We start from the raw sequence: 26,316 nt of genomic DNA on the forward strand, positions 1-26,316 counted from the left end.
ACTAAAAACTGCCGGCAATATTTATAGTTTTTATTGAAAGAGTGCAAAAACGATTATTTGCTTGATCGTAAAAAGCTTTTTCTTTCTGCTGTCCTTTATGTTATAATGAAAATTCAAACGGAAGAATTTTTAATACTTGGGAGCAATGATGAAACGGACAAAGCTGAATAATTACTATCTTGAAATGGCAGAACATTTTCTATATGTCCCTTATTATGATGAAGAACGCCGCATTCGGGTACTCCTTCCCAAAGATTATAAAAAGGAAGACTGGGCGACTTATCCTGTGCTTTACATGCATGACGGTCAAAATATTTTTTACAGCAAAGAATCCTTTTCCGGTTATTCCTGGAAAATCATTCCGACGATTAAAAAACACAAAGAGTTTCCTAAACTCATTATTGTAGGCATTGATAATGCTGAGGAAAATCGGCTCAATGAGTATGCTCCCTGGATGACTGATGTCGGGACAACTCCGGAGACTGCCAGTGTAGGGGGAGACGGTATGGATTATGGAGAATGGGTGGTCAATGTTGTTAAGCCTTTTATTGATAACCATTACCGTACCAAACCGGACAGAGCCAATACCTTGCTGGCGGGATCCTCTATGGGCGGCATCATCACCGCTTATATGGGGGCAGCCTATCCCCAGATTTTTGGCAATCTGGGCGTTTTTTCACTGGCTTCTTGGTTCAGCGAACGCGACTTTCTGCGTTACTGCAATCACCATGCTCTCAATAAACAAAGCAAGGTCTATATTCAGGTTGGCACGAAAGAGGGAGATGACGTGGATGAAGCTTTTGCACCAGATATGAATCAGGCTTATATTGACTGCAGTCTTCACTACTATCAGTCTCTAATCAAAACAGGAATGCCATTAGAAAATATCAGGCTGCGGATTATGGCTAATGAAATTCACCATGAAAAGCACTGGGCGGAACATTTTGTTGAATTCCTGCAGTTTACCCTAAAAGACTAGTTCTGTTGGAGCCATACGGCCTAAGAACTGTCACTCAATGGATAATTTCAGCCAGAACTTAGGGATGGCAGGGTGAGAGAAAATTAATTCCCCTGTTACTGTCCTGTTCTGCTCTCAGCATCTGCTTCAAAATAAGCCGTAAGTCTGTAGTAAATTTTTTTGTCCCGGCTTCAAACTTCTTTAACAGAAAAAAACTCCCCTTAAAGCAGACAGTGAAAATCAGTAGCTTTCACTGTCTGCTTTAAGGGGATATGCGTTTATTCCGGCTTTTTACTGCAGCAGGTCAATTGCTGTTAAGCCTTTAATAAAGTCCAAAAATACTTTTAAACAGTCAAGCAATTAAACTAAACTGCAGGAAGACCTTAAATGCCTCCCTCTGCCTCAAGCTTACCTAAAAAGTAGGGCATCTGCTGGCGCCACCAATCCCAGTCATGGGCAACATCGCCTCCCCAGTAATCAAACCAGGCAGGGACAGATTTAGCCGCAAAAGCTTCCTCCAGCCGTTTTGTGTCCGCAATGTGAGGTTCTTCCCAAGCCCCCTGACCGACTGCAACAATAAAGCGGTTTTGGCGGTAATGATAGAGAAACCAAGGATCATCTTGATTCCAAAGGTAATCAATGGGAGAATTGTAATAAACCGTATTATCACCAAAGTACTCTCCTGTAAAAAAACGGACATCGTAAACACCAGAAAGAGCAATTGAAAGATCAAAAAGATCCGGATGCCGCAGGACAAAATTAACTGTATGATAAGCTCCCATTGAACAGCCTGTCGCAGCCAATCCTCCCTGCCATCCGGATTCATAGCGGATAAGCGGAACCAGCTCATTGACAATATAACGGTCATAAGCTTCATGCGCCAAAGCCATATCATGACCGGATTTGCCTAAATTCAGCCATGATTCACTGTCATAAGACTCCGGCGTATAAAATACAATCAGCCCCCGCTCGATGAAATCCTGACAAGCTTCGATCATTCCAAAATCGCCGTATTCATTCTGACTGCCGCCTGATGACGGAAAGACGATGAATGGCTTACCAGCATGGCCGTAAACATTGAAATACATTTCCTTGCCGAGTTCTCCGGACCAGTGACTTCTTCTTTCAAAATGCATATTTTCTTTTCTCCCCCTAACCTTATCTGGGAATGGAACCAAACTCAAGGCATGGTATCCGCTGGCCATCCCCTACAGTTCATCCGGCAGGAAAAATTGATTTTTAGCTTTTCCCACCATCAGTCACTGCATCAAAATGTAATCACGTATTGATTGAAATGCCGGGAGAAATTTCCCAGCATCTTTGCTGTCAATCATTTTCAGCAGCCTTTTTCTGCTGATATTTTATGCTACTGCTTAGCATGTGCAAATTGGATAATGTCACGCATTTCTTCTATCTTTTCAGTCCGAGCCAAAATACCCACTTCCCCCATTATCTTAGAAAAAATACCTGGTACGGCCTGTACACTGATAATATTGGGCCTGAATTTCTCGACAACTGTGTTGACACTGTTAGCATAATTCTGATTGGCCTTGCGCGAGATATAGACAACATTGTAAGGCCGGGTAATGTCTGCTTCAAAAATATTATCACGCACAATATTGGCATATTCTCTAAAGATATCGAAATCGTTGGCATAATTCCACATATCGATAGTCAGTCCTCCCGGCGGCCGGCAGTTGACCTCCAGAGCAATCAGCTCTTTGCTCTCTTTGATACGGAAAAATTCAAAATGGAAGAACCGCTCCTTCACCTTAAAAGCATCAACACAAATTTCACCGGCTTTTATCAGTTCATCAGAAATATCGCGCGGGACATAATAAAACATGTCATGATCTTTCTCCACAGTTGCCAGAACAGCTTCGGAGTATTCCAGACTGGAATAAAAAACAATATTCCCATCATGATCGGTCAAACCATCAAAGGTTACAATATCTCCTTCAATGTATTCTTCCATGATATATTCAACATCAGCATTTTTATAGGTGAAAAAATCCTCCAAAGCTTCAGGTGACCTCAGCTTATAAGTATCTGAAGCACCCACACCGGAATTAGGCTTAATAATGACAGGAAAACCAAGTTCAGCAGCCAGAGCACGCGCTTCATCATCAGTTCGGAACACTTGCCCTCGCGCTACTTTTAAACCGTGCTGACGAAAAATTTCTTTCATCTGGGCCTTCGTTTTAATGGCCAGCATATCTTCATTTTTATAGCCAAAAACATTAAAGTCTGTCCGTAAAGCAGCATCTAATTCCAGCCAGTATTCATTATGTGATTCGATGCGGTCAATACGGCCGTATTTATGGGCAAAATAAGCCACTGCCCGATAGACCTGATCATAATCTTCCATATTATCAACGCGGTAATATTCGGTCAGATTTTCCCTGAGCCCCGGACTTAACTCGTCATAGGGAGCATCCGCAATTCCAAGTGTATGAAAACCACTTTCATGCAGTCGAAGGGCAAACGTCTCAAAATTAGCGGGAAAATGGGGAGAAATCATCACAAAATTCATTGGTTTTGTCATTTCATTTACCTCATTTTTTATTTTTCTTCCAGTTTAACATAATTTAAGATGTTTTTCTAGTAAGTTTTCTGAAAATAATATCAATTCAGATAATTTTGAGACAGGACCGATCTCTTTTTCCTGTAGGGTTCTCATTTCAGAAATGCGCTATCTTTTTTTAATTTTAAAATCACATTTTTTTTGTTACACTGATAAGTATGGAAGTCTTAAAAATATTAAACACTGTTGCTCGTGAAAACACCTATATCCTCAGCAATGATCAGGCGCTTATCTTAATTGATCCTGGAAGCAACGGAACTGCTATCGCTGAACGCATTGTATCCTTAGGAAAACCTCTGGCTGCTATTTTACTGACCCATACACACTATGACCATATTATGAGCTTGGACTTTGTGCGTGATCGTTTCGGCAATCCGCCGACCTATGTTTCGCAGAAAGAAGCAAGCTGGCTGGGGTCTCCAACAGACAACTTATCCGGCCTTGACCGGCACCGTGATATGCAGGATGTCACTGCCAGACCTGCTGACTTTTATTTTGACCAGTCTTCTTACCATATTGCCGGTTTTCATTTTACTGTTGCTGAAACTCCCGGACACTCTATAGGAGGTGTGTCCTTTATTTTTCCTGATGATGAACTGGTTCTGACAGGAGATGCTCTATTTAAGGAGACTATTGGCCGGACGGATCTGCCCACTGGCAGCCTTGAGGTTCTTATAGACAGCATCCGTCAAAATCTGCTGACACTGCCCAATCATTATAAGGTTTATCCCGGCCATGGCATGAATACCACCATTGCCCATGAAAAAAACTTTAATCCTTTCTTTCAATAAAATAACCGCCCAAATCTGCTGCAGAAATAGGCTCGGACATTGGATTGGACATCGTCAGCCGTAGATGTCTGAAAGCAAACAAAAATCCAGCCTCTCAAACCATTGCTTGTGTTGTAAACAAGACGCAGTAGCCTAGCGTCATTTTAGTCGCTTTTTCAAAGCTTTAAAATAAAATGCCTACTAGGCTTTGCGGGGGCGAGACGTCGAATGTTATAGTCTGGTTCTGTCTCGCTCCCTAGTCGTCCTGACAGAGGGGCGCAGACGAAATCAAAAATTTCTGGCTTACCGTCAGCCGTAGACGTCTGAAGGCTTTGTCGTCTTGGCAGCCGACCGCACCCTTCTAGTCATCTTGGCAGAGGTGCGCCTACGAAATCATAGATTTCTGGCTTACCGTCTTTTTCCTTTGGTGTTCTTTAATCTTGTTAGAATTGAACACGTCTTAAACTGCGGGAAAAAGAGACGCAGTCGTAGGAAGAGCTGATGTACGAATGTGGCTGCTTTGTGAGTATAAACCGTCTGGGCTAGCGATCTAGCCTTTGTATCTTAAAAATAAAAAACTACCTGTTTGTGTGAACAGGCAGTTTTTTGGGATACAGAACGTTTTCTTCAAAATTGAAAGTTCTAAAATGAAGTTAGCCACTTAGATGCAAAAAAACACCTCTATGTTACACTTGTAGTTGACGAAAACACAAGTAAAGGACATAGAGATGCAAGACCATTATACACCAACAGGCAAGCACTTGACAATAGCTGATCGCCGCTTGATTGAACGCTGGAAGCAAGAAGGGAAATCTAATCGTGAGATTGCAGGTCTCTTAGGCAAAGCTCCTCAAACGATAAACAACGAGATGAAACGTGGACTGGTCCTCCAACAGGTGCGTAAGGGGAAGTTTGAGAAGCTTTATAGGGCGGATAGAGCTCAGGAAGTGTATGAGATTAATCGAAAAAATAGCCGTAAAGCTGTTAGTCTCACGAAGAAAGTCAAGGAAACCATTGTCCACTACATCAAGCTGAAGTGGTCACCTGAGATGATTTCAAAACGTAAAGTCAACGTCCCACAATCCACCATATACTACTGGATGGACAAGGGGTACCTGGGGCTGACTAAGGCAGATAGGCTGTATCCAAGAAAAGGCAAATCCCCTAAGAAAACAGCCAGTCCTAATTTCATGCCTGTTGGAAAGTCGATTGAGGAGCGGCCTGAAGCGATCACTCAACGACTGGAGGCTGGGCATTATGAGATTGATACGGTTGTTCAGACACGGGCTAAAGCGCCTTGCTTTCTGACATTAACAGATCGAAAAACCAGGTATGAAATCATTCGTTACTTGCCCAGTAAGACAGCACAAGCCGTTAACGAAGCCTTGTCGAGCATTTTACAGGAATATCAGATCACGTCAATCACAGCTGATAATGGGGCAGAATTTGCTAGACTAAGCGAGATTTTTAGTGAAGAGAAGATCTACTATGCTCACCCTTATTGCTCTTGGGAAAGAGGCTCTAATGAGAATCACAACCGTCTTATTCGACGTTTCCTACCCAAGGGAAAAACAAGAGCGACCAGAAAACTGGCCACTCAGATTGAATGGTGGATAAACAATTATCCCAAACGAATATTAAACTACAAGACACCTAGAGAAATTGTATTCAGTGGCTAACTTCAACTTGAAATTTAGCGTTTTCTTCAAAATACATCATTTCATTCAGACTTTAAAATTTCAAATAACGGCGCATTGACAGCATCGAACCGATTGAGCCAATGACAATGCCGATCAGAAACAGCAGACCGATTAGGGATGGAAGGAAGAAACCGGGATCGTACAGTGAAAGACTTTGCAGTTCTAAGCTTGGACTGAAGGCTCTATATACATATTGATAAAGGAAGTAGACAACCAAAGAAGGAATAATAGCTCCCAAGAACCCTACCCAGGCACCTTCAAAGAAGAAAGGTCCGCGGATATAAGAATTTTTAGCACCAACCAATCGCATGATTTCAATATCACGCCGTCTTGAGATAATGGTAATCCGAATCGTATTTGAAATCAGAAAAATAGCGACCAGAACAAGCAGACCGGTACCGACAAGGCCCCAGGTACGTATTAGAGCAGCAAATCTGAAGAGCTGATCTGAATCAGAACCGCCGTAGTCTACGGACTCTACACCCTCAATGCCGCTGATACTCTCTGCAATATCTTTGACTTCCTCAGGGGCAGCAGCCTCGACGACATAAACATCCTGCAGAGGATTAGAATCCCCATCAAGCAGTGCCCAATCATCACCATAAGTGTCCTGAAGTTGCTTCAGCTGCTCATCCTTGCTGGAAAAAGTGATGGACTTCACGCCTGATATTGCCATAATCTGGTCATAAACCTTATGATAATTTTCGTTAGCAACAGGCTGACCGGCAGGATCAGCTGTCATTTCTGAATTATCCGTTGAATCAATCTCCAGATAAGTATTGATTTGGATATTATTCTCAATACCTGAGGCTAACCGCTCAGTATTCAGAAGGACTGCTCCAAAAATACCAAGCAAGGTCAAGGTAATTGTTACCGAACTGACAGAAGCCAGCGTCATCCAAAAATTACGCTTTAAGCTCTTCATGGATTCCCACAAATGATGGAAAAAGTTTCTAATCATCGTAACCGTATTCTCCTTCCTCTTCATCACGTACCACACGACCATCTTCAATTGCGACAACGCGATGGCGAAGTGAGTTCACAATTTGGCTATTATGTGTTGCCATAAGTACAGTAGTTCCCTGCAGATTAATCCGCTCTAAAAGCTGCATAATTTCCCAAGCGATTTCTGGGTCAAGGTTCCCAGTCGGTTCATCAGCAATCAGGACTTTAGGATTATTGACAATCGCCCGAGCAATAGCTACACGCTGCTGCTCGCCGCCCGACAGCTGATCGGGAAAAGAACGCATTTTGTGCTTGAGTCCTACTAAATCAAGAACCTCGGTAACACGCTTTTGAATATCACGCTTTTTGGCACCGATAACCTGCATGGCATAGGCAACATTTTCGTAAACAGTCTTGGCCGGAAGCAGTTTATAGTCTTGGAAGACTACGCCTATGCTGCGGCGCAGCATGGGAATTTCCCGCTTTTTTATCTTATCCAGATTGAACTTGCCGACACGCAGCGTCCCTTTAGTATGGGCCTCCTCGCGGTAGAGAAGCCTGATAAATGTTGACTTCCCTGCTCCGGACGGACCGACAAGATAGACAAATTCACCCTGATCAACAGAAATAGTAATATCTCTCAAAGCAGTGGTTGAACGGTGGTATTTTTTACTGACACCGTTCATTTCAATTAAAGCCATGTTTTTCTTTCCTTTTCTTTAAATTTTTGATGAAGTATCCGGGACAAAATATCCCAGCTTGTTTTACTATATAGAAATAACTGTTTGCAGCTGGAGGTTCTTATCGGGACACATCTTAATTTTCAGGTATCCTCCTTAAACCGTCCGCTGGGCTGTTTAGTTACTCTTACAGTAGCGGTCAGCTTAGACAACTATGCAGAGCAGGGACAGCCTATCACTGATCGCTCATCCGCCATTTTAGATAAGCATCAATAAAGCCGGTCAGCTCTCCGTCCATAACCCGGTCAACCTGAGCCAGTTCATAGCCGCTGCGGTGATCTTTCACCATGGTATAAGGCGTAAAGACATAGGACCTAATTTGGCTGCCCCAAGTAATTTCTTTTTTATCTCCCTTAAGTGCATCAATTTCCTGAGCTTTTTTCTCTTCTTCCATCTGGTAAAGCTTAGCCTGAAGCAGTTTCATCGCCCGATCACGGTTACCATACTGGGTACGGTCAACAGTCGAAGCTGCGACAAGACCGGTCGGTATATGTGTAAGACGGACACCGGTTGACACTTTATTGACATTTTGACCGCCGGCTCCGCCAGAGCGGAAAGTGTCCATCTTGATGTCTTCATCACGAATAGTTACCTCAATCGTTTCATCAAGCTCGGGCATCACTTCAACAGATGCAAAAGAAGTGTGGCGGCGCTTGGCAGAATCAAACGGAGAAATTCGCACCAAACGGTGCACGCCCATTTCCGATTTTAATAGACCATAGGCATTAGCACCCGTAAAAGCTAAGGTCGCTGATTTGATCCCGGCTTCATCGCCGGCCTGATAATCCAGAAGTTCAACTTTAAACCCTCTGGCATTGCCAAAACGGGTATACATGCGCAGCAGCATATCTCCCCAGTCCTGTGCTTCCGTTCCGCCAGATCCCGGATGAATTTCCAAAATGGCATTATTATGGTCATAAGGCTCTGATAAAAGCAGAGCCATTTCATAGTCTGCCATGATTTTATCCAGCTCTCCCAGCTTCTCTTCCAGTTCTCCCTGTAAAGACTGATCTTCCGGCAGCATTTCCAGTAGCAATTCTGTTTCATCACACAGTTCTGCCATACTATGGAAGGTCTCATAGGTTGTCTTCAGTTCATTCAGTTCCTGTGATATTTTTTGAGCAGCCGAGCTGTCAGTCCAAAAATCAGGCTCAGTCATTTGATGTTCAAGCTGGGCAATCTCTTCTTCCAAGTTTTCTAAGTCAAAGAGACCTCCTGAAGTCAGTCAGCTTCTCTTGATTTTCTGCTATTTTTTGACGAATTTCAGCTAATTCCACAAAAGTCACTCCTTTTTTATCGTTATAGATATCAGTCAATTATTAAAGATAGATAACTCTCCAGTAAGAAACACAAAAAACGTCAGCATCCCTTTGGAGTTCTATCTATTTTAATAGTCTATCATAAAAATGTCAGTTTTGCCATTTTGCAAGCACTGCAGCCAGTTCTTTTTGGCTATCCTCTTCTTTCAGATTCAGATGATGCAGAAAATCCAACAATGCAGCATCCGGTTTCCTGACAATCTCTCCTATTGCCCAGATAGCTGTGGCTGTATGAACAGGATTATTATTTTTATCAATAATTTCCATAAGTTTGACTAAGGCACTCTTGTCATGAATGTTCGCTAAAGCAATGATGGCATTGCGCTGCAGAATATTCTTTCCGCGCCAGGCTGCTGCAAGCAGGCCAAACTGTTCTTTAAAAGATTTATTAGTTAACTCCAAAAAAGGCAGCAATTCGGGCATCGCCAATTCCGGGTCAATAGCACTAGCAGGAGGATTATCAATACCTTTATTATATGGACAGCAAATTTGGCAGATATCACAGCCGTAAATGACCGTCTTGATTTTTTTGCGAAATTCCAGCGCCATCATTCCTTTGTCCTGTGTCTGAAAGGAGAGGCAGCGTCTAGCATTCATACTGCCATCGCCGATCAGACAGGACGTCGGACAGGCATCCAGGCAGCGCCGGCAGTCACCGCAGTCATAATCAACCGGCTGGTCAGGTTCAATGTCCAGATTGGTAATCAGTTCCCCTAAATACATGTAAGAACCAAATTCCTTAGAAATAACCAAGCCGTTTTTCCCGATAAAACCGATTCCGGCTCGTCTGGCAACCGCCGTATCAACTAAAGCACCTGTATCTACCATAGCTTTATGCTCAAAAGAAAAATCTGCACAGAGCTGTTCAATCCCTTCGGCTAAACGTTTCAATTTGTCCTGCAAAACCTGATGATAGTCCACTCCCCAAGAATTGGGTGTGATTTTCCCGCGGCGGTATTGTGTTTTAGGCGGTTTAATTGACAGCTTATGCGGATAAGCGACAGCGATAGCGATAATAGTCTTAGCAGATGCAAGCGAACGCTTAGGATCGAGACGGTCTTCAATGATTTTATGTTCAAAGCCCGAATTTCGCTTTTCTGCAACAGCCAGACGCAGTGATTTTTCTAAATAAGCAAAATCATCCGCTTTTGTGAAACCGATTTTTGAAATCCCAATATCGGCAGCCAGCTCCTTAATTTCTTCTTTGATATCCATATTCTTATTCTAAAGCAAAAAGACAGGGACGGCAAGGTTAAGTTTTTGGAACAAGAGTGCCCTAGACCAATTTATTTGATAGAAATCAATTTTTACAATTGGAAGTCCTTAGCTGGGTACGTCTTATTTCCAGGTTCCCGCCTTAGGCAGTCTACTGGATCGCTTAACGACTAAAATATAAGCAGTTACTCTGACTAACTGTGCGGAAGGTGGATCCCAACCTAGAAATTAGAAAGTGAGGAAAGTTTATGTTTTTGGGCTCCGCTTCATTCTCTTAAAAAGGCTTTTACATCCGTGAGTTTCACTGGCATCGCCAAAATAAACAATACTGCAGAGCCTTAAATCAAACATTATACTGTCCAAGTCTTCATCCATTTATTAAGAAAAAGTATTTTCCTCTGCAATTTTTTGCCATACTTGACTTAAATGATCAACCAAAACATCTGCTTGGGTTTGATCGATACCAAACAAACGGTCACGAATAGCAAAGACGCGCAAGCCGGCTGCTTTTCCAGCTGCGATTCCCTTTGAACTATCCTCAATAACGAGAATGGCTTCTTTTTCGAGACCCAGCATCTCACAGGCTTTATTATAAATAGCAGGGTCCGGTTTGCTTTCTGTAAAGTCACTGCCTGAGAGAACCACTTCAAAAGAGTCTTTAAGCCCCGTACTTTCCAAAGCAAAGAAAATATCACCGTATTCAGCATTAGAAGCTAAAGCCAGCCGAATCCCTTTTTCCTGTAAACTGCGAATGACCTGTTTAGTATCAGGAAAAATCAGTTCCTGATAAGGTGCCCGGTGTTTTTCTTTATACAGAATGTACTGCCCTTCCAAACTTTTAGTATCATAATCAGAAGAACGGCCAGCTAACAGTTTATCCCAAATCTGATCCAGACGTCCGCCTACAAAGTCTCTGGCTTTTAAATGAGCGATAGAAATGCCTTTTTCTGCTAGAAACTGCTCCCTGCGCTTAAAATAAAAGCTTTCAGTGTCAAATAAAACACCATCCATGTCAAAAATTACTGCTTTAATCATTTGAAGACCTCATTTCTGCTTTTATTTTACCATATCTCCACTACATGCGTCTTTGCTTAAGAAAGAATTATTCCTATTTTTTTGTTAAAATAGATATATGACTAAACTCGCTATTATCAGTGATCTGCATATCGATCTCAATCAATTCGGCGATTTTGAAATCGAAACACTGATTGCTGTACTGAAAGAAGAAAAGGTTAGCCATTTGCACCTGGCCGGAGATATTTCCAACCATTTTTATACTGTTTCCCAGCCTTTTATAGAACAAATGGCTGCTCATTTTACGGTTACTTACAATTTGGGGAACCATGATATGCTGGATTTATCTGAAAAAGAAATTCAGCAGCTGGACTTTCAAATCTTTCCGCTTGGAAATAGGACGCTTCTTTCGTTCCACGGTTGGTACGATTATTCTTTCTACCCGACCAGAACGGATGCACAGAATCTCAAATTCAAAAATACTTTTTGGTTTGATAGAAGGCTTAAGCGCAGCATGAGTGATAAAGAGCTGACTCTGCAAAGCGCCCATCGCCTTGAGCAGACCTTAGCACGCCTTGACCACAATCTTATTGTCAGTATGCATTTTGTGCCCCATCGCCGATTCACCATGACGCATGAAAGATTTAAACCTTTTAATGCTTTTTTAGGCAGTCACATTTTCCATAATATTTTTAAAAAATACGGCGTTTCCGATGTCGTTTTCGGTCACGCCCACAGATCTTACGGCTGCCAAAATATTGAAGGTGTCGCCTACCATTCCCGGCCACTGGGCTATATCCGCGAATGGGACTTAACCATCGGCTTTGTCAGCCAGCACCCTGTCTACAACCCCAGCGGTACTTGGAATCTCAGCAAACGTTATAATGCGGTGAAAAATCAAAAAGACTTTCTAGCCTATAAAAAAAAGCATCTGGCTGAGGAATTTAGAAGATCCATAACCCTTTTTCCGCTGAAATAAGAATATTATAGAAATACCCCCTCAGCTTCGTTTTGCAGTTCAAGCCGAGGAGGTATTTCTTAAACAATATATTTTAAGCTTTTTACTCAGTAAAGAGCGTTTTTTATGCGTGTTCTTCCGTTCCGAGCAAGTAACGGCCGACAAGAGCCGCCAGAACTGCTCCCAGAATCGGTGCTAAAATAAAGACCCATAATTGACCGAGAGCATCGCCTCCAGTTAATAATGCTGGGGCCAAACTCCGTGCTGGATTAGCTGACATACCGGTCAGCGGTATCCCAACGAAGTGAATAAGGGTCAGGGTTAAACCGATAATCAAACCAGCCAGGTTAGCATTCCCTTTCTTGGCCGATGTGACCGTCACAATCACCAGAACAAAGATAAAGGTCAAAATCGTTTCAACCAAGAAAGCACCGACGGCATTAACACCATTAAACAGATTCTGCCCAAGGTTATCGGTTACAACACCGATATTAGCAATCAAGACTTGTAAAGTAAACGATCCTAAAAGTGCACCAATAATCTGAGCACAGATGTAGATAAGCAGGTCCTTGCTGTTTATACGCTTATTGATGAATAAAGCGATAGAAACAGCCGGATTTAAATGAGCGCCTGATACTGTCCCAATACTGTAAGCAGAAGCAACAATGGTTAAACCAAAAGCCAAGGCAATCCCAGTGATTCCAATACCGGCTGAACCGCCGCCAAAAACAGCAGCACTTGTCCCAACAAAAACAAGAATAAAGGTTCCAATCAATTCAGCAAAAAACTTTTTCATAATAAAATTCCTTTCTTCTGATATTTTAATCTTAATTGAAAAAAACTGCAAATAAAACAACTTCTCCTATAGCTGATGCTGCATGAAAAAAACACAGCTGAAAAAAAGGGGGGGAATCTCCGCAGTTTTCTCTGCTTAAATTTCCGGAAAGTCAAGACCTCTAAAACAGACAACAGAGGATAGTAACTATAATCCCAATCGCAATTCGGTACAGCCTGACTGCTTTGGACTGCACACGGTCTAAAATATCAAGGGAAAAAGGAAATCGCTGCGATGCAACCATCAGCTGTCCTTTCTTTCATTTTTTAACATCCTTTATCTCGTAAAACAAAAAGAACTCAGGATGAACTCCCGAGTTCTAAAAATATGCAATGAAGCATTGGCAGTTCCAAAACAAAAACTGATGCCAAAGCAGCTTGTCTTAAATTTACTTGCAGCTTTAGATAGCTTTTTTGTCTTGACCGGCTGCTCGCTGTACGGCCTTAACCAGTTCAACAATAAGGACCATCAGAAGGCTGCCGAGAACAACAACTCCCCATTGTGTTAAACTCAAATGGGCAACATGGAAGAAAGTATTGAAGCCCGGAATAGCAATCGTTGACATCAAAAGAACAAATGCCACCGGAATAGACCAGTTAAAGAGTTTATTTTTAAAGAGTCCTACTTTAAAAATAGACTGATAAACCGACTTGACGTTAAAGGCATGAACCAGCTGAATCAAGCCCAGTGTCGCATAAGCCATAGTCAGGGCATCCTCGTGTATAGCCTGACTGCCCGCATGTTCAGGATTAATAATAGCCCAGCCGTAAACCCCTAAAACCAGCAGCGTCTGCAGAATTCCCTGATAAATAATGGCCCCCATCACACCGCCTGAAAAGAAACTGGATTGGCGGCCGCGCGGTTTGTGTCTCATAACTCCCGGTTCAGCCGGCTCAACTCCCAATGCAATAGCAGGCAAAGTATCAGTTACCAAATTAATCCACAGCAGATGAACCGGTTCTAACACATCCCAGCCAAAAAGGGTAGCAAAAAAGATGGTAAAGACTTCAGCCATATTAGCTGACAAAAGGTATTGAATTGATTTTTGAATATTAGAGAAGACCTTGCGCCCCTCTTCAACCGCTACAATGATTGTCGCAAAATTATCATCGGCAAGTACCATATCCGAAGCGCCTTTAGAAACTTCCGTCCCGGTAATTCCCATACCGATACCGATATCAGCTGTTTTAAGAGACGGTGCATCATTAACTCCGTCACCTGTCATAGCCACTACCTTGCCCTCATTTTGCCAGGCTTTAACGATTCGCACCTTATGCTCCGGCGATACACGCGCATAAACAGAATACTGTTTGAAAACTTTTTGGAACTCTTCATCTGATAATTCATTCAGTTCAGCGCCAGTAAAGACATGATCTTCCACATCATCCGCTTCAATAATGCCAAGCCGTTTAGCAATAGCTTCCGCTGTATCCTGATGGTCTCCCGTAATCATAATCGGACGTATGCCCGCCTCTTTGGCTACACGAACAGCTTCTGCGGCTTCTGGCCGTTCTGGATCAATCATACCGACAAGTCCGGCAAAAATAAGATGGTTTTCAATAATATCTGAATCGAGTTCCGGTACCCTGTCTTCATATTTGTAGGCCATCATCAGCACGCGCAGAGCTTGTTTGGCAAGCGATTTATTAGCGGCAAGGATGGTTTCCCTGTCAGCCTCTGTAATCGCACGAACAGACCCGTTTTCTTCAATCTGTGTGACACGTTTAAGCAGCTGATCCGGTGCCCCTTTGACAGCCACTAAAAACTTACCATCTGCTATTTTATGGATGGTTGACATAAGCTTCCGGTCAGAATCAAAAGGAATTTCTCCCACACGCGGTTCTTCTTTTAGCGCTTCACGAACATCAAAACTATGGTCAAAACCGTATTGTACAAGCGCTGTTTCTGTCGGATCACCAATCAATTTTCCTTTTTGATCAACCTTAGTATCATTTGCAAAGTTCATAATTCGAAGCGCCATATTGTTCGCTTCAATATCATCATTGGCATCATGGAGCTGACCATTGTAATACATTTTTTCAACAGTCATTTGATTCATCGTCAGTGTCCCTGTTTTATCAGAGGCAATAATTTCTGTAGATCCCAATGTTTCAACAGCAGGAAGCTTGCGCACAATCGAATTACGTTTAGCAAGCGTTTGTGTCCCCAATGACAGAACAACTGTCACGATAGCCGGGAGACCTTCCGGAATCGCAGCAACAGCAAGGGCTACAGCAGTCATCAGACCAGTGAGGACTTCCTGACCGCGAAGAAAGACACCAACTATAAAAGTGACCAGCGCAATAGCCACGACAACATAGGTTAGGAACTTAGACAGCTGATTTAAATTTTGCTTAAGAGGCGTATCTGTCTCATCGGCATTAGCCAGCATCCCCGCGATATGGCCAACCTCAGTATACATACCGGTGTTGGTAACCAGCCCCATACCGCGGCCATAAGTCACATTTGAGTTTTGATAAGCCATATTCAGACGGTCGCCAATACCGGCATCAGCAGGAACCGCAGCCGATAAATCTTTATCCACAGGAACCGATTCTCCTGTAAGGGCAGCCTCTTCAATCTTGAGCGAGTTAGCCTCTAAAAGCCGCATATCAGCCGGAACAACATCGCCCGCTTCCAGCATAACAATATCGCCGGGAACAAGCTCCTTTGCATCAACTTCTTTTACATGACCGTCGCGGCGGACTCGCGCTAAGGGACTGGACATTGATTTTAAAGCGGCAATGGCAGCTTCGGCCTGTCCCTCCTGATAAACACCAAATGCAGCATTTAAAATAACAACAGCCAAAATAATAATGGCATCTGTAACACCTTCTCCGCCTGACGTGATAACCGACAGAACCGCAGCAACCAGCAGGATAATAATCATTAAATCCTTAAACTGATCAATAAACTTGGCAAAAAGAGTGCGCTTCTCTCCTTCATCCAGTTCATTGCGGCCATAATCGGCCAGACGCTGCTGCGCTTCTTGAGTTGTCAGCCCCTTTTTAGAGCTTTCCAAAGCGGATAGCACAGAAGATACATCCTGCGTATAAAACGTTTCTTTCTTTTGTTCTTTTGACAAAATACATTCTCCTTAAATTAAGATACAAAGGCCGTTTAAAAATCCGTATGAAAATAGGGAAGGACGAGCGATAATCTGCACTGCGACGGACTTCATCTTTTTCACTAGGATTTTAGGCCGTGTTCAATTCAAACAAGATACAAAGGCCGTTAAGAAATCTGTATGAAAAGGCGGTAAGCTAGAAATCTGTGATTTCGCAGACGCCCCTCTGCCATAGACGGTTTGAAAACCGAGGCAGATGATAAAATATCAAATCTCTTCACAGCAGCCCATCATCTATTTTTCAAACTGAATTTTCAGTCTCTTTTTTTAAAACAAAAAGAGACCTGTTTATTTAAACAAGTCTCGCTGTTTAAGACCCGGCCGGAAATTTCTTTCGTAATGACGACCGGAGCCACGGTAAAACCGTCTGCTACTCCCTTGATATAGATTCATTATAACAAAAATTTATTCTTCTTGGCAAGTGCCTGCTTTTCTGAATCCGTAAAACAGCAGCAGAGGATTTAAATCTTTATTTTTTAACCCCCTGACCTGAGGTTGGGTTGTAAAGACCTTCACTTTCTCTTTTTTCACCTAAAACATCAGCAAGGCTAAAACAAAGATATTTGACACACAGACGGTTTTTGTAAGCATAAACAAGATGCAGAAAACCATCCTTGCTTTGATACAATGTCGGATATTCGTACTGAGCATTGTTTGTTTTATTCTCCGAACCGATAAAACCTTCAGCTGGTTCAAAAATCCGTCCCAAAGGCCAGGTCTCCCCTAAATCCTCTGATAAAGAAACAGCAACAGAATGACGCAGGCCCGGCCAAGCAACTTTGCCAAATTCCGGTTTTCCGGCAGCATTCAGATTATAGGCAAGGGCAAGCTCCCCTGACTGCAGTTTGATAGCGCTGATACTGGCATTATTATTAGGCAGAACTGTTTGACGAGGCTCACTCCATGAATCGCTAAAATCATAAGATTCACTGACATAGATATTATCTGCAAAGCGGCTGCGCATAAAGGCCAGCAGGTGTCCGTTTTCATCCTCCACAACATTGGCATGGACCCGACCGTTGCTCTCAGGCATAGGAACACGGCGCCAGGTCTTGCCAGCATCATCGGATAAACGAAATTCAGTTGGATCATTGGTCAGTCCTTCAGCAGAGTCTTCACAAAGCCAAGTCGAAAACAGCCAGCGCCCATTGCTTAAGATTTGAATCGTCTGGCGGGAAAAGGTGCCCTCCTCTGGGAAAAGGACTTCTGCTTCTCCCCAAGTCGTCCCCTCATCGCTGGATTTTTGCATCATAACGATTGAGGTAAACTGCATATTGTCCTTTCCCTCCTGACGGCTGAGCTGCGATGTATAAATCAGCCATATTTGACCGTCAGGAGCCCTAAAGAAAGCTGGATTTTGCTCACTGCGTCCCTGACCATGGGAAACAATCTGCGGCTGATCCCAGACGTGATCCTGTGCAGAATATTTAGATACTGCAATTGAAATGTCACCGCTTCCTTCGAAACTACCTGCGAACCAAGCGCATAGAAGACCCCCATCGTTTGTTTCAATCAATGTCGGTGCATGTGCTGTCGCCTTGCCGCCAGTTGGCAGTAAAGCATAGTCAATATTTAAAATATTGGTCATGATAAAGAATACCATTCGGATTATCAGTTCTTGTTTGCGGCAGTTGTTCTGTCATTGTTTTTCCTTTCTTCCACAGCTAATTTAATGACAGCTTTAGTAAATGTAAGAGGTTCATCAAAGTGGAAAACAGCCCTATGCGCAGCCCAAGGAAAACAGACATAAGCCATTCCTGCTGTCATTTTCATATAATGACGAACCTCGCCTTCATATTTTTCAACATCTTTTTCTTCTTGATAGGGCAGAGCAACTGATAAATTTAGCAAATCTTCCAGCGCTTTAAGAGAAAGGCTGTCAGCCGATGCTGTTTTTTTCAGACGAAAGCGCAGCCGGGTGCTGCAGTAACGAACATCTTTAACATTGGCAGCACCGCCCAGATGTTCCAACAGATTCTGTGCCAATACTTGTGTAGCTATAGCAGTCATTTTCTTTTCTCTTTCTCTTGTCGTATAAGTCAGCACACTGCAGACTGGCAAAACTATCTTATTTCTCTCTGATTGCTTAAGACAGCTTCTCGTACCAGCTTATTGCTAAATGATAATTCGCAAAAACAGCTTCAGTCTCTGCCTGCTTCAATGTATAATCGACTATTATCCTCTGTTTTTCGGGCTGAACAGAAAGATTTTCCGTTTCTATCAGTAGCTTCTGACTGCCCAAAGGAGTGGAAATCTGGGCTGCTGTCAGGTGATTTTCTCGGAATGTCATGATTGATTTAGGCTTTGAATAGCGAATCATCGCCAGTTCTTCATTCCTATATTTAAGCAGAACCTGCTCTTTTTCAGCATTATGATATATAATATAGGATGTTCCCTTTTTTTGACTGAATTGGCAGTCATGGGTTTCACAGATGGTTTCTGTCCGGCCGTCTGTTTGGACTGTATTTTTAATTTCGATTTGCATACAGGTACTTTCTAAATTTATACTATCGGCTTTAATTCTATCAATTTCTGAATAAACTTGCAATTTTTGTTATAATGAAAGCATGAATGAAAAAGTCTTTCGTGATCCCGTTCACAACTACATCCATGTCAATAATCAGCTTATCTATGATCTGATTAACACTAAAGAATTTCAAAGGCTCCGGCGAATCAAGCAGGTTCCGACTACTGCCTTTACTTTCCACGGCGCAGAACATAATCGTTTCTCCCATTGTTTAGGAGTTTATGACATCGCCAGGAGAGTAACTGAAATTTTTGAGCAAAAATACTCCGATATTTGGAATAGCGATGAGTCGCTTTTAACAATGGCAGCAGCCTTGCTCCACGATATCGGACACGGTGCCTATTCCCATACTTTTGAACGGCTGTTCGCTACTGATCATGAAGCTTTTAGCCGTGAAATCATCACCAATCCTGAAACAGAGATTTACCGTGTGCTCAGCCAGGTCTCTCCTGATTTCCCTGAAAAAGTAGCCAGTGTTATCAGTCATACCTATCCTAACCAGCAGGTTGTACAGCTTATTTCCAGTCAGGTAGACTGTGACCGCATGGACTACCTTCTCAGAGATTCCTATTACACTGCGGCCAGTTACGGTCAGTTTGACTTAACAAGAATTCTGCGCGTCATTCGCCCGACAGAAACTGGGATTGCTTTTGAACGCAATGGTATGCATGCTGTAGAAGATTATATTGTCAGCCGTTTTCAAATGTATATGCAGGTTTATTTTCACCCAGCCAGCCGGTCTGTGGAAGTCCTGCTGGAGAAAATTTTAAAACGTGCCAAATGGCTTTTCCAGCAAGAGGGCTATTTCTTTGAAAAAACAGCGCCTAATCTCATCCCTTTTCTGCAGGATCATTTCACTTTAAACGACTATTTGGCTTTAGATGACGGCGTTATGAATACTTATTTTCAGTCTTGGATGACTGCTGAAGACAAAATTCTGGCTGATTTATCCAGCCGTTTTATCAATCGCAATATCTTTAAATCAGTTACTTTCAACGAGCAGTCTCAGTCTCAGCTTTACCGGCTGAGAGACTTAGTGCAGTCAGTAGGGTTCGATCCTGAATATTATACAGGCATTCAGGCCAGTTTTGACCTTCCTTATGACATTTACCGTCCGGAAAAAGAAAACCCGAGAACACAAATCGAAATCATTCAAAAAAATCAAACCTTAGCAGAACTGTCCACACTGTCTCCAATTGTCAAAACCCTGACTGGAACCAGTTACGGCGATCAGCGTTTCTATTTTCCAAAAGAAATGCTGCAGCTGAATGACCTTTTTGCTGCTAATAAAGAAATTTTTATCAGCTATACTGCTAACGACCACTTCACACCTCCTAAAAAATAGAAACAGTCCCACTTCTTTAACAGTAAACCTGTTTGATCAGAACAAATGTGTTCACATCAAAATAGAAAAACATCCGAGAAACTGAAGTTTCTCGGATGTTTTTATCTGCAAAGCAGCCTTATTCCTAGCCTCCCTGCACTTCGCATAATTGTATCACCTTGTTCAAAGAGTTCAGACCATGTTCAGTTTTTCTGCACAGTCCCCATGACAAAACCCTTATTTTTTAGTAATATAGTATATAGAAATTTTTAGATTACGGAGAAATCAATGTCTATCAAACTTGTCGCTATTGATATTGATGGCACACTTCTTAACAACGACCGAAAAATTACACCGGATGTGCGGAAAGCTATTCAGGAAGCCAAAAAAGAGGGCCATAAAATTGTTCTGGCGACCGGCCGCCCAATAGCCGGCGTCCAAAGTCTGCTGACAGAGTTGGATCTTAAAGACAAAGGCGATTATGTTATCACTTTCAATGGCAGTCTGGTACAGGATACAGCCAGCGGCGCTGATATCATCAAAAAAACACTGACATATGAGGACTATCTAAACCTTGAATTTTGGAGTCGTAAACTCAATGTCCACTTGCATGCCATCACCAAAGAAGGAATTTATACAGCTAACAGAGATATCGGCAAATACACCATTCACGAAGCTACGCTGGTTGACATGCCAGTTTTTTACCGAACACCGGAGGAAATGGCCGATAAAGAAATTGTCAAAGTCATGATGATCGATGAGCCTGAGATTTTAGACGCTGCTATTGCTAAGCTGTCGCAAGAACTGTATGATTCATATACTATCGTAAAATCAACTCCTTTCTATCTCGAAATCATCAACAAAGAAGCTAGTAAAGGCAAGGCGCTCACCCATCTGGCAGAAAAACTGGGACTGCAAAACAGTGAAACCATGGCCATCGGTGATGAAGAAAACGACCGAGCTATGCTGGAGGCTGCAGGTACACCAGTAGCCATGGCCAATGCTGTGCCGGAAATCAAAAAGCTGGCTAAATATATCACCAAATCAAACGAAGAAAGCGGCGTAGCTTATGCGATTCGCCAATGGGTACTAAACTAATGCTTACATATAAAACTGGGATTTCAAAAACAGAGCACGATGAGTTTGTCAAAGCAAGCCATCAAACCAATCTTCTGCAGAGTTCAGACTGGGCGCAGGTTAAAGATAATTGGGGCAGTGAGCGTCTTGGGTTTTATCAGGATGATGTCCTTGTTGCATCAGCTTCTGTTTTGATCAGGCCTTTGCTGCTCGGAATGACTATGCTCTATGTTCCAAGAGGGCCAGTTATGGATTACAGCAATCCGGACTTAGTCAAAGAGGTCATTGCTGCTCTGAAGGCTTACGGCAAAACAAAACGTGCTCTTTTTATCAAATTTGACCCCGCCCTCCTTCTCAAGCAGTATAAAATTGGGCAGGAAACGGAAGAAAATGAAGAAACGCTTACACAATTAGCGAATCTCCAGAAAGCCGGTGCCCGCTGGACGGGCAGGACTAAGGAAATCGCGGAAAGTATTCAGCCGCGTTTTCAGGCCAATGTTTATACCGAAGCTGAACTGACAAAAAGCTTCCCCAAGCATACTAAACGATTGATGAAAGATGCCCAAAAAAGGGGGGTAGAGACCAGCCGCGGTGATGTTGCAGATGTCAAAGCTTTCGCCGATGTAGTAGCCTTGACTGAGAGTCGAAAAGGCGTAGCCCTGCGCAATGAAGCTTATTTCAAAAAAATGATGACTATCTATGGCGACGATGCTTACCTGCATCTTGCTAAAGTTAACCTGCCCAAGCGCCTGCAGGAATATAAAGAACAGTTAGCCCAAGTTGAAAAAGAACTCTCAGAAACCGAAGAGCATCAAAAGAAACGGCTGACCAAACTCAGACAGCAGGAAGCTTCTATCAGCAAGTACATCAAGGAATTTGAAGATTTTGTTGAAAAATATCCAGATGAACTGATTATTGCGGGCATCCTCTCTGTCCGCTTCGGGAATGTAATGGAAATGCTCTATGCCGGTATGAATGATGAATTCAAGAAGTTCTACCCGCAGTATTCCCTCTATCCTAAAGTCTTTGAAGATGCATACCAAGACGGTATTGTCTGGGCTAATATGGGAGGAGTGGAAGGCAGTCTGGATGACGGACTGACCAAGTTTAAAGCTAATTTTAACCCAACAATTGAAGAATTTATCGGCGAATTTAATATTCCTGTCAGTAAATTACTTTATCCATTAGCTAACTATGCCTATGAGACAGGCAAAAAAATGAGGAATAACCACTAATGCCTTTTACAATTTTAAGTCAAGAACAATTCAGCGATTACTGTGCACGTCTTCCTTATAAATCTTTTATGCAGTCTGTTCAAATGGCTGAATTGCTGAAAAAACGCGGCTTTACCGCTGAATTTGCCGCCTACAGTGAGCAAGGAAAAGTCCTTGTCGCTGCAGTTCTGTACAGCACGCCTATGACTGGAGGGCTGCACATGGAAATTAACTCTGGGCCGGCAGTTGCAGATAGCCGTTATCTCAAAAAATTCTATAAAGAATTACGGGACTATGCCAAGGAAAAAGGGGCTTTAGAACTCATTGTCAAACCCTATGATACCTATCAGACTTTTGATGGTGAAGGCAAGCCGCTTGACAAAGAAAAGCCGGAACTTATTGATAATTTGGTTGATTTAGGCTATAAACATGATGGCCTGCTGACCGGCTACCCAGGCGGTGAGCCGGACTGGCACTACGTCAAAGATATCAGTCAATTAGATGAAAAGTCCCTGCGCAAATCCTTTAGTAAGAAAGGACGGCCTCTTCTAAAAAAGGCTAACACCTTCGGTATTAACATCAGGCAGCTTAAGCGCGATGAACTGCCGCTTTTTAAGGATATTACAGCAGCAACTTCTGACAGACGTGCTTATATTGACAAACCGCTCGATTATTATGAAGATTTTTATGATGCTTGGGGAGAGGATGCAGCCTTCACTGTCGCTACCCTCAATTTTTCAGATTATTACCAAAATCTTGAACAAGACCAAGCTAAGCTGGCTCAGCGGATTGATAAATTAAAAGCAGCACTCGAAGAACAGCCGCAGTCTGATAAAAAACGCAACCAGCTGCGTGAACTCAGCAGCCAGTATGACAGTTTCGAACTCCGAAAACAAGAGGCTCAGCAGTTTTTAGAAGAATACGGCCAAAAAGACGTTATCCTTGCCGGCAGCCTTTTTGTTTACACTAAACAGGAAGCGATATATCTCTTTTCAGGCTCCTATCCGGCCTTTAATAAATTCTATGCTCCTGCTCTCCTGCAAGAATATGTCATGCTGGAAGCCCTAAAACGCGGTATCCCCAGCTACAATCTTTTAGGTATTACCGGAGAGTTTGATGGATCCGACAGTATCCTCCGTTTCAAGCAGAATTTTAACGGCTACATTACGCGAAAAACAGGGACCTTCCGCTATTATCCTCAGCCTTTAAAATTCAAAATCCTTCACACAATCAAGAAAATACTGGGCCGCCAATAAAAATAAAGTGAAACAGATTGGGGCTTCTAGGTTTTCGCTCATCTCCCTGTGCAGTTGATAACGCCTTTGGTATCTTAGTGAACTGTATTCAGCGGGAATGCCAGCGACAACTTAAACGAGGGTAGCTGCTCTGTGAATATAGATCCTCCCTTATGTTTAAGGCAACACTGCGATTAGTCTTCTATTTTTCAGTCACTTTTACCGATCTTTGTATCATGACGAAAGCGATGCGTTTATCGTTGCTGTTATCGGGGAGTTGTTGCCCGTCATTATTGCTGCATGGATTATACCTGCTACTATTCAAAAAGCCTCAAACAACGTTTTTAAGCGTCGTTTGAGGCTTTTTGACTGTTACTCAATAAAAAGAAAGACACCCTTTTAAGTCAGTCTGCTTAAAAGGGTGCTGTATTTTGTTATTTCCCTCTGCTCAGCAGTTACTTAGCAGCAGAAAATCAGTGAAATTAATTTTTTAGTTAACAAAGTCAAGCAAAGCAAGAAAACTATCTGGCTGCAGAGAAGCACCGCCGACCAAAGCACCGTCAACATCCGGACAAGCCATGTATTCAGCAATATTCTCAGGTTTTACAGAACCGCCGTACTGAACGCGGACCTTATCAGCAACCTCTTGACCGAAGTCAGCAGCTACAACGTCACGGACTGCTTTACACATCTTCTGTGCATCATCCTGAGTGGCTGATTTACCGGTACCAATAGCCCAGATTGGTTCATAGGCCAGCACTAAGGAAGCTACTTGTTCAGCTGTCAAGCCTTTAAGTGCTGCAGAAACCTGTGCTCCTACAAACTCTTCTGCTTTACCAGCTTCATAGGTTTCAAGAGACTCTCCGCAGCAAATAATCGGAGTCATACCGTTCTTGAAAATAGCCTGTGCTTTTTTATTGATATCGTCGTCTGTCTCATGGAAGTAGTCACGGCGTTCCGAATGGCCAATAATAACATAATCAACATTTAAGGCTGCAAGTGTTGCAGGACTGTTTTCACCGGTGAAAGCACCGTAGTCTTCAAAATAACAGTTCTGCGCTGCTACTTTCAGTTCAGTATCCTTAACCCCTTTTTTCATCCCTTCAAGAAACAGAGCCGGTGCACCAATAACAGTATCAACAAGTGCACTTGCCGGAATTTTGTCTTTCACTGCTTCAACAAATTCACGCGCTTCAGCAGCCGTTTTGTTCATTTTCCAGTTACCAGCAATAATTGGTTTACGTGACATTTCACTTACCTCTTCTTATTTTATTTTACGCTTCTATTGTAGCATATTTCCTGTAAATATTAAAGATTATTCTGTCTTAAAGACACTAAGGCCATTCAAATTCAAACAAACGTAAGGCAAAGTCGGGTAAACGTGCATCGCAACATCCACTGCACAGGCTGTCCAACTATATGTTAAAAATAATTCACTTTTTCTTGACAAACTGCACCGAAAGTATTATATTAGTAATGAAAAAGTTATAAATATATCACTTATAAAATTTTATTTTCTCCTAAACTTTCTGTTAAATCTTTAAAGAAAAGCTTCTTATTCTGAACCTATCAATAATCTTAATAACATACAGGCCTATCTCTACAAATAGAGAAAAATCACAATAAGGGGGACTGCACAATGAAATTTTTTTTGAGGATAGTAAAATACGTCGGTATTATAATTGTTCTGCTCATCTTGATTGTCATCGCTCTACGGCTGTACAATCATTACACTTACAGCAAGTATAATCATATCGACAGCAATTCTGTTTATTCTGACCCAACTAATCTTGACCTTTACCCTTCTGAGTATGAAGGAGTGCAGATAGAGCATATTCAGGGCGATTATCTGAATGGCTTTCACCTCAAACCCGCTGCAAAAACGAAAAAAGGGGTCATCGTTACTTTCGGCGGTTCTGAAGGATCTCCCGGTTATTATGAAGGAGTCAGTTTTGCCCTTCAAGGCTATGAAGTGCTGTCACTCTTTAGCTACGGTATGCCAAATCAGCAACCCTCCCTTTCAAAAATTCCAATTGACTTCTTTGATGAAGTACTGGCTTATATTGAGAAAAACGTTGCCGATCCTGCTCCTCTTACACTGTATGGGGCTTCTAAAGGGGCTGAACTCTGCCTCAATCTTGTTAATTATTATTCAGAGATTGACCATATCATTCTCATGGCACCAAGTGCTTATAACTTCAATGGTCTGGATTATGAAAACATCAGCTCATCATGGACTTATAAAGGAAAAGAGCTCCCCTATATCTCAACCATGCATGCCGGTTTTCCAGAGTATATCGCTTTCTTGTTTGGTATGGTTAGCGGAGCACCGACCTCCTATGAACCGCTTTACCGTACAGCAATTGCCAATACCGACAAGGTTGCAGATTATGAGATCCTCCAAAAAGCTGCTGATGCCGATATTTTGATTTTTGCAGGAGGCGATGATCGTATGTGGCCCAGTGCCAGTATGGCAAAAGTAATCAAGAAAACTCAAGGAGAACGAGCTGAGCTCCACATCTATGATAAAGCTGGCCATATCTTTGCAGAAGAAGGCTATCTTGCAAGTCCCTACGGACTTATAGCAACCGGCGGCAGCAAAAAAGAAAATGAAGCTGCCGGCCAAGCTTACCGTGAAGTTTTGGTGCAGCGCTTAAGCCAATGGCATCAGTGAGCATCTTTATTAGAAAATTACACATCTGCTTTATTAAGTAAAATATTTACTCAAAAATTAATTTCTTAAAATAATAGCTTAGGCTGAAGATAAACTTAAT

Annotated in this window: 21 protein-coding genes and 1 pseudogene; 9 read left to right on the forward strand and 13 right to left on the reverse strand. The window is 42.5% G+C overall.

Translation table 11 applies throughout. The features are described from left to right. The first annotated feature begins 148 nt into the window (after positions 1-148). Positions 149-979, forward strand: a complete 831-nt coding sequence (locus tag DDV21_RS07945; RefSeq protein WP_116877788.1) for an alpha/beta hydrolase — start codon at positions 149-151, stop codon at positions 977-979. A 362-nt stretch (positions 980-1,341) separates the two neighbouring features. Here the strand turns inward: DDV21_RS07945 and DDV21_RS07950 are convergent, their stop codons facing one another. Further along, complete coding sequence (locus tag DDV21_RS07950; protein ID WP_116877789.1) at positions 1,342-2,094, reverse strand: esterase family protein; 753 nt, start codon at positions 2,092-2,094, stop codon at positions 1,342-1,344. A 230-nt stretch (positions 2,095-2,324) separates the two neighbouring features. Continuing rightward, positions 2,325-3,503, reverse strand: coding sequence for an ATP-grasp domain-containing protein (locus tag DDV21_RS07955; RefSeq protein WP_116877790.1), 1,179 nt, complete (start codon positions 3,501-3,503; stop codon positions 2,325-2,327). A gap of 197 nt (positions 3,504-3,700) precedes the next feature. Between DDV21_RS07955 and DDV21_RS07960 the strand changes: the two genes are divergently transcribed. Both DDV21_RS07960 and DDV21_RS07965 read left to right on the forward strand, forming a co-directional pair. Continuing rightward, positions 3,701-4,333, forward strand: coding sequence for an MBL fold metallo-hydrolase (locus DDV21_RS07960; protein WP_116877791.1), 633 nt, complete (start codon positions 3,701-3,703; stop codon positions 4,331-4,333). Between the two features lie 707 nt (positions 4,334-5,040). After that, positions 5,041-5,991, forward strand: coding sequence for an IS30 family transposase (locus DDV21_RS07965; RefSeq protein WP_116879182.1), 951 nt, complete (start codon positions 5,041-5,043; stop codon positions 5,989-5,991). A gap of 52 nt (positions 5,992-6,043) precedes the next feature. Here DDV21_RS07965 and ftsX read toward each other — a convergent pair whose 3' ends face one another. The 5 genes from ftsX to DDV21_RS07990 form a co-directional block, all read right to left on the reverse strand. Continuing rightward, on the reverse strand, positions 6,044-6,973 hold the full coding sequence (ftsX, locus tag DDV21_RS07970; RefSeq protein ID WP_116878239.1) for a permease-like cell division protein FtsX: 930 nt from the start codon (positions 6,971-6,973) through the stop codon (positions 6,044-6,046). After that, a complete protein-coding gene (gene ftsE / locus DDV21_RS07975; protein WP_116878238.1) occupies positions 6,966-7,658 on the reverse strand; it encodes a cell division ATP-binding protein FtsE in 693 nt (230 codons plus the stop codon). Before ftsE ends, ftsX begins: the two co-directional genes overlap by 8 nt. A gap of 214 nt (positions 7,659-7,872) precedes the next feature. Beyond that, positions 7,873-8,974, reverse strand: a protein-coding gene (gene prfB, locus DDV21_RS07980; RefSeq protein WP_116878237.1) for a peptide chain release factor 2 whose coding sequence is annotated in 2 segments (ribosomal slippage) — positions 7,873-8,901 and positions 8,903-8,974 — 1,101 coding nt in all. Because the reading frame shifts where the segments join, the coding sequence is not laid out codon by codon here. Positions 8,975-9,106: 132 nt separating this feature from the next. Beyond that, positions 9,107-10,231 carry a tRNA epoxyqueuosine(34) reductase QueG gene (queG, locus tag DDV21_RS07985; RefSeq protein ID WP_116878236.1) on the reverse strand — a complete coding sequence of 375 codons (1,125 nt, stop codon included), beginning with the start codon at positions 10,229-10,231 and terminating at the stop codon, positions 9,107-9,109. A gap of 378 nt (positions 10,232-10,609) precedes the next feature. Then, positions 10,610-11,266, reverse strand: coding sequence for an HAD family hydrolase (locus DDV21_RS07990; protein ID WP_116878235.1), 657 nt, complete (start codon positions 11,264-11,266; stop codon positions 10,610-10,612). A gap of 97 nt (positions 11,267-11,363) precedes the next feature. On the opposite strand from DDV21_RS07990, the gene DDV21_RS07995 reads away from it, so the two are divergent. Next, the gene (locus tag DDV21_RS07995) at positions 11,364-12,224 is read left to right on the forward strand and encodes a metallophosphoesterase (RefSeq protein WP_116878234.1); all 861 of its coding nucleotides are present in this window, start codon (positions 11,364-11,366) and stop codon (positions 12,222-12,224) included. A 103-nt stretch (positions 12,225-12,327) separates the two neighbouring features. Here DDV21_RS07995 and DDV21_RS08000 read toward each other — a convergent pair whose 3' ends face one another. The 5 genes and pseudogenes from DDV21_RS08000 to DDV21_RS08020 form a co-directional block, all read right to left on the reverse strand. Then, positions 12,328-12,999: an MIP/aquaporin family protein gene (locus tag DDV21_RS08000; protein WP_116878242.1), complete on the reverse strand. Its 672-nt coding sequence runs from the start codon at positions 12,997-12,999 to the stop codon at positions 12,328-12,330. Between the two features lie 439 nt (positions 13,000-13,438). Next, positions 13,439-16,123 (reverse strand): cation-translocating P-type ATPase, encoded by a 2,685-nt coding sequence (locus DDV21_RS08005; RefSeq protein WP_116878233.1) that lies wholly within the window; start codon positions 16,121-16,123, stop codon positions 13,439-13,441. 511 nt (positions 16,124-16,634) lie between these two features. Further along, positions 16,635-17,808: pseudogene (locus DDV21_RS08010) on the reverse strand (sialidase family protein). Then, positions 17,777-18,175 carry a YhcH/YjgK/YiaL family protein gene (locus DDV21_RS08015; RefSeq protein WP_116878232.1) on the reverse strand — a complete coding sequence of 133 codons (399 nt, stop codon included), beginning with the start codon at positions 18,173-18,175 and terminating at the stop codon, positions 17,777-17,779. Before DDV21_RS08015 ends, DDV21_RS08010 begins: the two are co-directional and overlap by 32 nt. A gap of 76 nt (positions 18,176-18,251) precedes the next feature. After that, on the reverse strand, positions 18,252-18,650 hold the full coding sequence (locus DDV21_RS08020; protein WP_116878231.1) for a YwiB family protein: 399 nt from the start codon (positions 18,648-18,650) through the stop codon (positions 18,252-18,254). An 82-nt stretch (positions 18,651-18,732) separates the two neighbouring features. On the opposite strand from DDV21_RS08020, the gene DDV21_RS08025 reads away from it, so the two are divergent. From DDV21_RS08025 to DDV21_RS08040, 4 genes are all read left to right on the forward strand, one after another. Then, the gene (locus DDV21_RS08025) at positions 18,733-20,037 is read left to right on the forward strand and encodes an HD domain-containing protein (RefSeq protein WP_116878230.1); all 1,305 of its coding nucleotides are present in this window, start codon (positions 18,733-18,735) and stop codon (positions 20,035-20,037) included. Between the two features lie 267 nt (positions 20,038-20,304). Further along, entirely contained in the window at positions 20,305-21,114 is an 810-nt protein-coding gene (gene yidA / locus DDV21_RS08030) for a sugar-phosphatase (RefSeq protein WP_116878229.1), read from the forward strand. Beyond that, a complete protein-coding gene (locus DDV21_RS08035; protein WP_116878228.1) occupies positions 21,114-22,328 on the forward strand; it encodes an aminoacyltransferase in 1,215 nt (404 codons plus the stop codon). The genes yidA and DDV21_RS08035 overlap by 1 nt, the downstream gene beginning before the upstream one ends. Next, positions 22,328-23,563, forward strand: a complete 1,236-nt coding sequence (locus DDV21_RS08040) for an aminoacyltransferase (RefSeq protein ID WP_116878227.1) — start codon at positions 22,328-22,330, stop codon at positions 23,561-23,563. Before DDV21_RS08035 ends, DDV21_RS08040 begins: the two co-directional genes overlap by 1 nt. 469 nt (positions 23,564-24,032) lie before the next feature. On the opposite strand, the gene tpiA is transcribed toward DDV21_RS08040, so the two are convergent. Beyond that, complete coding sequence (gene tpiA, locus DDV21_RS08045; protein WP_116878226.1) at positions 24,033-24,791, reverse strand: triose-phosphate isomerase; 759 nt, start codon at positions 24,789-24,791, stop codon at positions 24,033-24,035. A 390-nt stretch (positions 24,792-25,181) separates the two neighbouring features. Between tpiA and DDV21_RS08050 the strand changes: the two genes are divergently transcribed. Continuing rightward, positions 25,182-26,216: an acyl-CoA thioester hydrolase/BAAT C-terminal domain-containing protein gene (locus DDV21_RS08050; protein ID WP_116878225.1), complete on the forward strand. Its 1,035-nt coding sequence runs from the start codon at positions 25,182-25,184 to the stop codon at positions 26,214-26,216. Positions 26,217-26,316 lie beyond the last annotated feature (100 nt).

The organism is Streptococcus chenjunshii (genome assembly GCF_003086355.1).
Lineage (GTDB): Bacteria > Bacillota > Bacilli > Lactobacillales > Streptococcaceae > Streptococcus > Streptococcus chenjunshii.

What these genes read in the sequence shown, in the direction of transcription:
- DDV21_RS07945 (WP_116877788.1), top strand. Translation starts at nt 149, where the DNA reads ATGAAACGGACAAAGCTGAATAATTACTATCTTGAAATGGCAGAACAT.
- DDV21_RS07950 (WP_116877789.1), bottom strand. Translation starts at nt 2,094, where the DNA reads ATGCATTTTGAAAGAAGAAGTCACTGGTCCGGAGAACTCGGCAAGGAA.
- DDV21_RS07955 (WP_116877790.1), bottom strand. Translation starts at nt 3,503, where the DNA reads ATGACAAAACCAATGAATTTTGTGATGATTTCTCCCCATTTTCCCGCT.
- DDV21_RS07960 (WP_116877791.1), top strand. Translation starts at nt 3,701, where the DNA reads ATGGAAGTCTTAAAAATATTAAACACTGTTGCTCGTGAAAACACCTAT.
- DDV21_RS07965 (WP_116879182.1), top strand. Translation starts at nt 5,041, where the DNA reads ATGCAAGACCATTATACACCAACAGGCAAGCACTTGACAATAGCTGAT.
- ftsX (WP_116878239.1), bottom strand. Translation starts at nt 6,973, where the DNA reads ATGATTAGAAACTTTTTCCATCATTTGTGGGAATCCATGAAGAGCTTA.
- ftsE (WP_116878238.1), bottom strand. Translation starts at nt 7,658, where the DNA reads ATGGCTTTAATTGAAATGAACGGTGTCAGTAAAAAATACCACCGTTCA.
- queG (WP_116878236.1), bottom strand. Translation starts at nt 10,231, where the DNA reads ATGGATATCAAAGAAGAAATTAAGGAGCTGGCTGCCGATATTGGGATT.
- DDV21_RS07990 (WP_116878235.1), bottom strand. Translation starts at nt 11,266, where the DNA reads ATGATTAAAGCAGTAATTTTTGACATGGATGGTGTTTTATTTGACACT.
- DDV21_RS07995 (WP_116878234.1), top strand. Translation starts at nt 11,364, where the DNA reads ATGACTAAACTCGCTATTATCAGTGATCTGCATATCGATCTCAATCAA.
- DDV21_RS08000 (WP_116878242.1), bottom strand. Translation starts at nt 12,999, where the DNA reads ATGAAAAAGTTTTTTGCTGAATTGATTGGAACCTTTATTCTTGTTTTT.
- DDV21_RS08015 (WP_116878232.1), bottom strand. Translation starts at nt 18,175, where the DNA reads ATGACTGCTATAGCTACACAAGTATTGGCACAGAATCTGTTGGAACAT.
- DDV21_RS08020 (WP_116878231.1), bottom strand. Translation starts at nt 18,650, where the DNA reads ATGCAAATCGAAATTAAAAATACAGTCCAAACAGACGGCCGGACAGAA.
- DDV21_RS08025 (WP_116878230.1), top strand. Translation starts at nt 18,733, where the DNA reads ATGAATGAAAAAGTCTTTCGTGATCCCGTTCACAACTACATCCATGTC.
- yidA (WP_116878229.1), top strand. Translation starts at nt 20,305, where the DNA reads ATGTCTATCAAACTTGTCGCTATTGATATTGATGGCACACTTCTTAAC.
- DDV21_RS08035 (WP_116878228.1), top strand. Translation starts at nt 21,114, where the DNA reads ATGCTTACATATAAAACTGGGATTTCAAAAACAGAGCACGATGAGTTT.
- DDV21_RS08040 (WP_116878227.1), top strand. Translation starts at nt 22,328, where the DNA reads ATGCCTTTTACAATTTTAAGTCAAGAACAATTCAGCGATTACTGTGCA.
- tpiA (WP_116878226.1), bottom strand. Translation starts at nt 24,791, where the DNA reads ATGTCACGTAAACCAATTATTGCTGGTAACTGGAAAATGAACAAAACG.
- DDV21_RS08050 (WP_116878225.1), top strand. Translation starts at nt 25,182, where the DNA reads ATGAAATTTTTTTTGAGGATAGTAAAATACGTCGGTATTATAATTGTT.